A 9,089-nucleotide genomic window follows, 5' to 3' on the forward strand; every position below is an offset into this window, starting at 1 on the left:
GGGCCGCGGCGATCGCCGCGGCCCCTGAACCTCCCGTTTGCCCTGACTCCCCAGGAGGAGCCACCGGGAGGGGTTCGTGGGGTCGGTCAGCGGCCGGGGCGGTAACTCGGCTGCGACTGGGGGTTGAACTCGTCGTAGGTGACACGTTCGGCGGAGCGCAGACGCGGGTCGTCGATCTTCAGGACGTCGAGTCCACGGGTGATGTCGGAGGAGTACACGTAGCCGTTGTAGTAGTACGCCGACCAGGAGCCACCGAGCACGAGCTGCTCGTCGTCGATCGGGTCACGGTCGAAGTGGCCGATCTCGCGGGGGTTCTTCGGGTCGTTGAAGTCGATCACCGAGACACCTCCCTGGTACCAGGCCTGCACGAAGAAGTCCTGGCCCGGGACGGGGATGAGCGAGCCGTTGTGGGCGACGCAGTTCTCGGTGGCGGTCTGCACGCGCGGGATCTTGTAGTAGCTCTCGAAGGAGAGTTCTGGCTCGTCGTCGGTGCCGCCGATGGTGTAGATGGCGTTGGCACCGCGTTCCTCCCCGTACTCGTCGGTGCAGATCGCGCCGCCGCCCCCGCCGAGCTCGTCGGTGAAGATCACGGTGCTCGCGTCGTTGGTGAAGGTCGCCGAGTGCCAGAACGCGAAGTTCTCGTCCTGGACGACGTCGGTCACCACGGGATGGGCCGGGTCGGAGGTGTCCATGAGGATGCCGTCGCCCATGCAGGCGCCCGCGGCCAGGTCGATCTCCGGGTAGGCGGTGATGTCGTGGCAGCCGGTGGTCGTGGTGTTGCCGCCGTCGGGGAACAGGACCGGCTCGTTGACCAGGGCGGCCTCGGAGGGGGCGTCGGTGGGGATCTCGACGATGGAGATCTTGTCGTGCGGCGGCTGACAGTTCGGGAAGTCCGCGTTGGGCGAGTAGGAGGACACGTACACGTAGTCGTGCTCGCCGTCCTTGCCCGGGACGAGGGTGTGGGTGTGCGATCCGCAGTCGGTGGCCACGGCCGCCACGTACTCGGGGGCGGCCTTGTCGGAGATGTCGAACACGCGGATGCCCTCGAACCCGTCGGGGTCGGTGGTGGGCACGGACGGCGCACCGCACTCGTCGCTCGCGCGCGGGTAGTCGACGGAGAAGTACACCAGGTCGCCGCTGACCGACAGGTCGCCCTGGCCGCCCGGGCACAGGACCTCGGAGACGACCTCGGGGGCCTCCGGCTCGGAGATGTCGTAGATGACGAAGCCGTTGTAGTTGCCGCCGATGGCGTAGTCGCCGGTGAAGGCCAGGTCCGAGTTGTAGTCGTCCATGGCCTCGGACTTGGGGAGGTTGGCGACGTGGGAGACGTTGGGGCTGGTCTCGGCGTCGCTTTCGAAGGGGGCGGTGTCGGCGGCCGCGCCGGCGGGGCCGAGCAGGCCCGCGGTCACAAGCGCGGTGGCGGTGAGGGCGACACCTGTGAGTGCTCTGCGGTGAAGCGGGCGTCTTGCACGGGGGCGGGTGGGGGATGACGCCATGTGTACTCCTGATTCCTAATGGAGCGAAACAGAAAGAACGTACACAGTTCAACATCAATATGTATAGAGGGAAACAAAGGAAATATAACTCTTAACAGTCCGAAGGCGCGGCATGGCGGGCCTCTCCGACGGTGACATCCCCCTGGCCGCGGGGACACACGACTGTGGCCCTCAGGACCTCCCCACGAATCCACCGCCGTCGGTTCCACACCGACGGAGGGCGCTGGAGACGACCGGACGAACGCCGGTTCGGCACTGGACAAAACACCCACGGAGTGAGTAGAAAACCCGCAGGATGTCGCATACCACCGACACCGGCGGTCCACCCGGCCCGTCCGCCCCATCCTCTGGAGGAGACCACGTGCGTCGCCTGGCACTCGCCGCCGGAACCGCCCTCGCCCTGCTCGCCGCCCCGGCCTGCGGCGCGGACGACGGACAGGAGTCCGCCAACGTCATCGCCCCCGGCGCCCCCGGGGAGTCCTCCACCCCCGCGACCGCCGAGGAGATCGCCGCGGTCGCCGAGGAACAAGGACACAACGAAGCCGACGTCACCTACCTGGTGATGATGATCGAACACCACTCCCAGGCCCTGGAGATGACCGATCTGGTCCCGGACCGCTACCAGCGCGACGGCGTCGAACGCATCGCCGACCGGATCGCCGCCGCCCAGGACCCGGAGATCTCCGCGATGGAGAGCTGGCTGGAGGAGAACGTCTTCGGCCCGGCCCGGGACAACCCCGCCCACCAGAACTTCTGCGGTCTGGAGGGCGAGGGCGGCCACCACCCGGAGGGCGAGGACGTCCCCCTCTGCGACCTGGAGGTCGACCACGACGACATGCAGGGCATGGTCTCCGAGGAGGACATGCAACGGCTCACCGACGCCGAGGGCGACGAGTTCGACCACCTGTTCGTGGAGTTGATGACCGCCCATCACGAGGGCGCCGTGGCCATGGCCGTGGACGTCCTCTCCGAGGGAGAGGACCAGACCGTGATGCGGATGGCCAACGACCTCATCGCCGAACAGAACACCGAGATCGCCCGCATGGAGTCGCTCCTGGAGGACGAGGACTGATCCCCCGGACGTCCCCGGGGCCCAGAGGGCCGTACGCGCGATGGGGCGCCCTCGCTCGATGCGAGGGCGCCCCATGTCGTGCAAGAGCGGTTCAGGGCCGCACGGAAACGATCAGGCGGACTTCTCCTGGCGGTCGTCGTCCTCCGGACGGCTGCGCGGCACGATCGTCGGATTCACGTGCTGCTCCACCGACTCCCGCGTGATGATCACCTGACCGACGTCCTCCCGGCTGGGCACCTCGTACATCACCGAGAGCAGGACCTCCTCGATGATGGCGCGCAGACCACGGGCGCCGGTACCCCGAATGATGCCCTGCTCGGCGATGGCCTCCAACGCGTCCTGGGTGAACTCCAGCTCCACGTTGTCCAGCTCGAACAGCCGCTGGTACTGCTTGACCAGGGCGTTGCGCGGTTCAGTGAGGATCTGGATCAGCGCGGCCTTGTCCAGGTTGTGCACGCTGGTGATCACCGGCAGACGACCGATGAACTCCGGGATCATCCCGAACTTGAGCAGGTCCTCCGGCATGACCGAGCCGAACAACGCCCGCTCCGACTCCTCGGTCTTGGGCCGCAGCACGGCGTTGAAGCCCATGCCCTGCTGCCCGGTGCGGGACTCGATGAGCTGTTCCAGTCCGGCGAAGGCGCCACCGCAGATGAACAGCACGTTGGTGGTGTCGATCTGGATGAACTCCTGGTGCGGGTGCTTGCGGCCGCCCTGGGGCGGAACACTCGCGGTGGTGCCCTCAAGTATCTTCAGCAGCGCCTGCTGCACACCCTCCCCGGAGACGTCCCGGGTGATCGACGGGTTCTCGCTCTTACGGGCGACCTTGTCGACCTCGTCGATGTAGATGATCCCGGTCTCGGCCTTCTTGACGTCGTAGTCCGCGGCCTGGATCAGCTTCAAAAGGATGTTCTCGACGTCCTCGCCGACGTAGCCGGCCTCGGTCAGCGCCGTGGCGTCGGCGATCGCGAAGGGGACGTTCAGGATCTTGGCGAGGGTCTGCGCCAACAGGGTCTTGCCCGAACCGGTCGGCCCCAGCAGCAGGATGTTGGACTTGGCGATCTCCACTTCCTCGTCACCGGGACGGTCGCTCTCCGAACGGACCCGCTTGTAGTGGTTGTACACCGCCACCGAAAGGGCCTTCTTCGCCTGCTCCTGACCGATCACGTAGGAGTCGAGGAAGTCGAAGATCTCCCGAGGCTTGGGAAGGGAATCCCAAGTGAGCTCGGTGGCGTCGGCGAGTTCCTCTTCGATGATCTCGTTGCACAGATCGATGCACTCATCGCAGATGTACACGCCGGGGCCGGCGATGAGCTTTTTCACCTGCTTCTGGCTCTTACCGCAGAATGAGCACTTCAGCAGGTCCCCGCCGTCGCCGATGCGTGCCACCCAGCCACTCCTCAAAACTAAGGCCACCCCGCCCCCGACGCGTGTCGCGTCGGACGGCACGGAAGCGAACTCCCGTGAATCTTCCGTCCACGACCGACCGGTCACGAACGGGGCGATCTGTGTGTCGCTCCCCGCCAGGGTAAGCGAAAAACCGGACCGGCTTCACCACCGGGTTGTTCCAGGCGGGTCCCGAACCGGTCCGGCGCGTGCTTTCAGGGGCCGGAGAACCCCTACCGGAACACCCGCGCGAGTGCGCGGAGTCCGGTTCGGCACGGGGTTTCTCCGGCGGGTGCCCTACTTCAGGGAAGCCTTGCGGTAGGGCAGCACGAAGTCGATGAGACCGTACTCGACGGCCTCCTCCGCGGTGAGGATCTTGTCGCGCTCGATGTCCTTGGACACCTGCTCGGCCGAGCGACCCGTGTGCTTGGCCAGGGTCGTCTCCAGCTGCTCCCGGATCCGGGTGATCTCATTGGCCTGGATCTCGATGTCGCTGGCCTGGCCGTGCATGCCCTCGGTGGCGGGCTGGTGGATCATCATGCGAGCGTTGGGCAGCGCACCGCGCTTGCCCTTGGTGCCGCCCGCCAGCAGGATCGCGGCGGCCGACGCGGCCTGTCCGATGCACACCGTCTGGATGTCGGGGCGCACGAACTGCATGGTGTCGTAGATCGCCATGAGGGAGGTGAAGGAACCACCCGGCGAGTTGATGTACATCTGGATGTCCCGCTCGGAGTCGAGCTGCTCCAAGGTGATGAGCTGGGCCATCAGGTCGTTGGCGGAGGTGTCGTCGATCTGCACGCCGACGAAGATGATCCGCTCCTCGAAGAGCTTGTTGTACGGATTCATCTCCTTGACGCCGTACGACGTGCGCTCCACGTAGGACGGCAGCACGTAGCGGCTCTGGGGAGCCATCGAGGCCGCGCCGCCGATCAGACTGGGGTTGAATTCGGTCATTTCACGCCTTCCACGCACTACGCCGATCCATGGACTGGGACAGGTCAGCCCTGGCTACGGTCAACTGGTCACATCGAGGGTGCCTTCGAGCACCTCATCGATGAAGCCGTACTCCAGCGCCTCCTGGGCCGTGAACCAGCGGTCCCGGTCGGCGTCCTTCTCGATCTGCTCGACCGACTGCCCGGTGTGCTCGGAGATCTTCGTGATGAACATCTTCTTCACATAGAGCAGCTGATCCGCCAGGATCCGGATGTCGGAGGCGGTGCCCCCGATACCACCGGACGGCTGGTGCATCATGACGCGGGTGTGCGGCAGCGCGTAACGCTTACCGGCCGCACCGGCGCACAAGAGCATCTGGCCCATGGACGCGGCCATACCGATACCCACGGTACGCACGTCGTTGGGGATGTACTGCATGACGTCATAGATCGCCATGCCCGCCGTCACGGAACCACCCGGCGAGTTGATGTACATGGTGATGTCCCGCTGGCGGTCCTCGGCGGACAGCAGCAGGAGCTCACCGACAAGGCGGTTGGCGATGTCGTCGTCGACCTGTTGGCCGAGGAACACGATTCGCTGGCGCAACAGGCGCTGAGGCGTCTGCTCAATAAAAGGGGAAAGTTGCGGGTCCGACGTACGAGCGTCGAATCCCGGGGACTCATCAAAGGTCGGCGGCACTCTCGTCACCTGCTCCGGAATCGAAACGGTTGCGATACAGCGACACTAACGCCGCTGGACGTCGGGCTCGTCCGTATAACGTCCCTGTTCGCTTTGAGCGCAGGGTGCAGGAGGGGTGGAACACACCTTTTCTCCTAGCAGCGAACAAACACGACGGGCCCCGACCGACCCGTTTCGGGGTCGGTCGGGGCCCGCGCGAACGCTACGGGGCCGAAGGGCTACTTGCTGTCGTCCTTGGCGTCCTCGTCGGCCTTCTCGGACTCGGCGGCGTCGACCTCGACGACCTCGACGTCCTCGGTGGCGGCGGCAGCGGCCTTGGCCGCGTCCTCCACGGCGTCGGTGTCCTCGGCCGTCTCGACCTGCGGGGTCTCGATGGCGTTGCCGTCCTCGTCGGTCACCTTGGCGTCGGCCAGGACCAGGTCCATGGCCTTGCCGCGGACGACCTCGGTGAAGGCGACACGGATCTGGTTCGACTCGACCAGGTGCTGGGCCAGCTGGTCCGGGCTGACACCCATGCGCTGGGCCTGCTCGAACACGTACTGGCTGAGCTCGCCCTGGTCGGCGCTCAGGTCCTCCTGGAGGGCCAGCTGGTCGAGAATGAAACCGGCCTTGACCGCCGAGTTGGCGCCGGTCTTCAGCTCCTCCTCGAACTCCTCCTCGGTCTTCTCCTGCGACTCGAGGTAGGCCTCCTTGGTCAGACCGCTCTGGGCGAGCTGCTGCTCAAGGCTCTGGCGACGACGGGTGATCTCCTCGTCGACGACCGCGTCGGGCAGCGGAACCTCGACGGACTCGATGAGCTTCTCCAGCGCCTTGTCACGGGCGGCGGAGAGCTGCTGCATGCGACGCACGTCGGCCATGCGCTTGCGCACGTCCTCGCGCAGCTCGTCGATGGTGTCGAACTCCGAGGCCAGCTGGGCGAACTCATCGTCCAGCTCCGGCAGCTCCTTCACCTTGACCGAGTGCACGGTGACGGTGACGTCCGCTTCCTTGCCCTCGTGGTCGCCACCCACCAGGGTGGTCTTGAAGGTGGCCTCGCCGTCGGCCTCCATACCGCGCAGGGTCTCGTCGAGGCCCTCCAGCATGTTGTTGGTGCCGACCTCGTAGGAGTAGCCGCTCACGGCCACGTCCTCGAGCTTCTCACCGTCGACGGCGGCCGACAGGTCGATGGACAGGTGGTCGCCGTCCTCGATCGGGCGGTCGGCGCCCACGAGCGTGGAGAAGCGCTCGCGCAGGGTGCCGATCTGCTCGTCGACCTGCTCATCGGTGACGGTCGCGTTGTCGACGGTCACCTCGATGCCCTTGTAGTCCTTCACCTCGAACTTGGGGCGGACGTCGACCTCGGCGGTGAAGGCGAGCTCGTCGTTGTCCTCCAGCTTGGTGACCTCCACGTCGGGCTGGCCGAGCGCGAAGATCTCCTCCTTCTGGATGGCTTCGTTGTAAAGCTCCGGAACGGCGTGGTTGACCGCTTCGCTGATCACCGCACCGCGGCCGACGTAGCGGTCGATCAGCCGCGCCGGTGCCTTGCCCGGGCGGAAGCCCTTGATCCGAACCTGCTTCGCGAGCGACTTGTAGGTCACGTCGAAAGCGTGCTCGAGCTCCTCGAAGGGCACCTCGATGGTCAGCTTGACCCGGGTCGGGCTGAGCTCCTCGACATCGGTCTTCACGGGGCGGTACTCCTAGGTTTGCCGGCTGGTGTCCGCGTCGGCCCGCAGGCGCACCACACGAACGGCGAATGCACGCGAGCACCCCGGCCCGTGGAGACCACGTTCTACTGGGGTGCCCTGCGACGGGCTGGGACTTACAGTTTCCTGCTGATCGCACCAAGTCTAGGGCAGATACGCAGGGGGCCACGGCCGCCGACCGAGAGGCCGGTCGGCCGCGAAAGATTTCGTCGGGGTGGCGGGATTCGAACCCGCGGCCTCATGCTCCCAAAGCATGCGCGCTAACCAAGCTGCGCTACACCCCGTTGCCCGGCGGAAACACACCGATCCGAAATCGAGTGTGCGACCACCGCCCTGGAGACTGTACTCTTATCTCCAGCGGCAGGACGAGTCTAGAGGAAACTCAAGGGCTCTGAAGCCATGCGGGCGTAGTTCAATGGTAGAACCCCAGCCTTCCAAGCTGGTCATGCGAGTTCGATTCTCGTCGCCCGCTCCACTCGAAGCGAGCCGTGTGCCCCACGGCACCGGCTCGTTTCGCCACTCCACCCAGGGGACGACCCCTGCGGTTCGGTTTCGGTTCGGTCTACTCCACCCGTTGGGCGACGCTCACCCGGAAGGGGAACGTGGCCGTGGCGCCCTGGACGTCGACCAGGTAGGCGCTCTCCGACGTCCGGTAGATCTGACGCCCACTCTCCGACCAAGGGTGATTCGGGGCGTACTCCCTGGCCAGGACCAATGCGGCCTCCGCCGCCTGCTCCCACTCGGGATAGGCCCCCTGCACCCGGCCCACGCCCCACCGCATGGACTGCCCGGATCCGACCGTCTCCTCGACGAGAAGCACCCAACCCATCACCAGCACCACTTTTCCGTTCCACTTCTCGAACACTTCACGTGATGGGACACACATACCGCCCTCGAGGTTCCCCGTAACGTCCGTCACACCGGCGGTGAACACCGTTCGGTTCTTCTCTCCGGAGGCGGAATACCCCCACCCGACAGGTACGTTGACCTTTCGGGTGAGCCCGTCCACGCGAGCGGACGCGGACACCCCTACCGTCATACGGAGGGAACGGGGACCACATGCGGGAATCTGGCACGGACGAGGCATACCAAGCGGCCACACCGCTGGGTCTGCGTTGGTTCGAACGACCGGAGCCCCTCGAACGACCGGTCGTGGTCACCGGTGTCTTCGACGTGCTGCACGTGGGACACATCCGATTCCTGGGCGCCATCGCCGAACGCGGCCATCCCCTGGTCGTGGGCATAGAGTCCGACGAGCGCGTGCGGGCCTGGAAGGGCCCCGAACGGCCGGTCAACCCGGCCGAGGAACGGGCCGAGACCATCGCCGCGCTGGCCTGTGTGACCGGTTCCTTCATCATCGACGGACCGCCCACGGTCGCCGACTGGGCCGCCTACGCCGACCTGCTGCGACCCCTGGCCCCCGCCGCCCTGGCCTTCACCGCCGGCGATCGCTACACCCAGGCCAAGATCCGCGGCGCGGAGGCGCTCGGTGCCCGGTCCTGGGAGCTGCCCTTCACCCCGGGCCGTTCCACCACGGCGGCGCTGGGCCGCCTCTCGCACTCCCTCTGACCCTCGTCGCCCCACGGCCCTGTCCCCCGCCTGCCCGGGAAGCGGTACGCGCCCATCGGTGTTGACTCATGCGTGGCGAACCGATGTACGAAACGAGGCCGTCGATGATGTCAGGGAGGCCCTCCTACAGGGCTCTGGTCAACGATGGGAGCGCGCGGGGACAGCGACTGCCCCCGGGGATCACCCGGCGCATCCTGTCGTACGCCCGACCGCACTGGCGGGCGATCCTGCTGTTCTTGTTGGTCACCTCGA

At 66.4% G+C, this 9,089-nt stretch carries 8 protein-coding genes and 2 tRNA genes; 3 read left to right on the forward strand and 7 right to left on the reverse strand.

What is annotated here, in order from left to right:
* Nucleotides 1-86 precede the first annotated feature (86 nt).
* Nucleotides 87-1,496, reverse strand: a complete 1,410-nt coding sequence (locus K8V84_RS10610; protein WP_304073726.1) for a hypothetical protein — start codon at nt 1,494-1,496, stop codon at nt 87-89.
* Nucleotides 1,497-1,857: 361 nt separating this feature from the next.
* Between K8V84_RS10610 and K8V84_RS10615 the strand changes: the two genes are divergently transcribed.
* A complete protein-coding gene (locus K8V84_RS10615) occupies nt 1,858-2,568 on the forward strand; it encodes a DUF305 domain-containing protein (protein WP_304073729.1) in 711 nt (236 codons plus the stop codon).
* Nucleotides 2,569-2,679: 111 nt separating this feature from the next.
* Here K8V84_RS10615 and clpX read toward each other — a convergent pair whose 3' ends face one another.
* The 5 genes from clpX to K8V84_RS10640 all read right to left on the reverse strand — a co-directional run bounded on the left by clpX (nt 2,680) and on the right by K8V84_RS10640 (nt 7,552).
* The gene (clpX, locus tag K8V84_RS10620; RefSeq protein WP_304073731.1) at nt 2,680-3,957 is read right to left on the reverse strand and encodes an ATP-dependent Clp protease ATP-binding subunit ClpX; all 1,278 of its coding nucleotides are present in this window, start codon (nt 3,955-3,957) and stop codon (nt 2,680-2,682) included.
* 294 nt (nt 3,958-4,251) lie between these two features.
* On the reverse strand, nt 4,252-4,908 hold the full coding sequence (locus K8V84_RS10625) for an ATP-dependent Clp protease proteolytic subunit (protein WP_304073733.1): 657 nt from the start codon (nt 4,906-4,908) through the stop codon (nt 4,252-4,254).
* Between the two features lie 60 nt (nt 4,909-4,968).
* Nucleotides 4,969-5,493 (reverse strand): ATP-dependent Clp protease proteolytic subunit, encoded by a 525-nt coding sequence (locus K8V84_RS10630; RefSeq protein ID WP_304073735.1) that lies wholly within the window; start codon nt 5,491-5,493, stop codon nt 4,969-4,971.
* 311 nt (nt 5,494-5,804) lie between these two features.
* Complete coding sequence (gene tig / locus K8V84_RS10635; protein ID WP_304073738.1) at nt 5,805-7,250, reverse strand: trigger factor; 1,446 nt, start codon at nt 7,248-7,250, stop codon at nt 5,805-5,807.
* Between the two features lie 227 nt (nt 7,251-7,477).
* Nucleotides 7,478-7,552, reverse strand: a tRNA-Pro gene (locus K8V84_RS10640).
* Between the two features lie 117 nt (nt 7,553-7,669).
* Here K8V84_RS10640 and K8V84_RS10645 point away from each other — a divergent pair.
* Nucleotides 7,670-7,743 (forward strand) — tRNA-Gly (locus K8V84_RS10645).
* 87 nt (nt 7,744-7,830) lie between these two features.
* Here the strand turns inward: K8V84_RS10645 and K8V84_RS10650 are convergent.
* Nucleotides 7,831-8,133, reverse strand: coding sequence for a hypothetical protein (locus K8V84_RS10650; protein WP_304073740.1), 303 nt, complete (start codon nt 8,131-8,133; stop codon nt 7,831-7,833).
* Between the two features lie 194 nt (nt 8,134-8,327).
* Here K8V84_RS10650 and K8V84_RS10655 point away from each other — a divergent pair, with 194 nt between their 5' ends.
* Nucleotides 8,328-8,837 (forward strand): adenylyltransferase/cytidyltransferase family protein, encoded by a 510-nt coding sequence (locus tag K8V84_RS10655; protein ID WP_304073742.1) that lies wholly within the window; start codon nt 8,328-8,330, stop codon nt 8,835-8,837.
* The last annotated feature ends 252 nt before the right edge of the window (nt 8,838-9,089 follow it).

Source organism: Nocardiopsis listeri (assembly GCF_020741345.1).
Classification (GTDB): Bacteria; Actinomycetota; Actinomycetes; order Streptosporangiales; family Streptosporangiaceae; genus Nocardiopsis; species Nocardiopsis listeri_A.

Coding starts and splice junctions, on each gene's coding strand:
- K8V84_RS10625 (WP_304073733.1), bottom strand. CDS start 4,908: ATGACCGAATTCAACCCCAGTCTGATCGGCGGCGCGGCCTCGATGGCT.
- K8V84_RS10655 (WP_304073742.1), top strand. CDS start 8,328: ATGCGGGAATCTGGCACGGACGAGGCATACCAAGCGGCCACACCGCTG.
- K8V84_RS10610 (WP_304073726.1), bottom strand. CDS start 1,496: ATGGCGTCATCCCCCACCCGCCCCCGTGCAAGACGCCCGCTTCACCGC.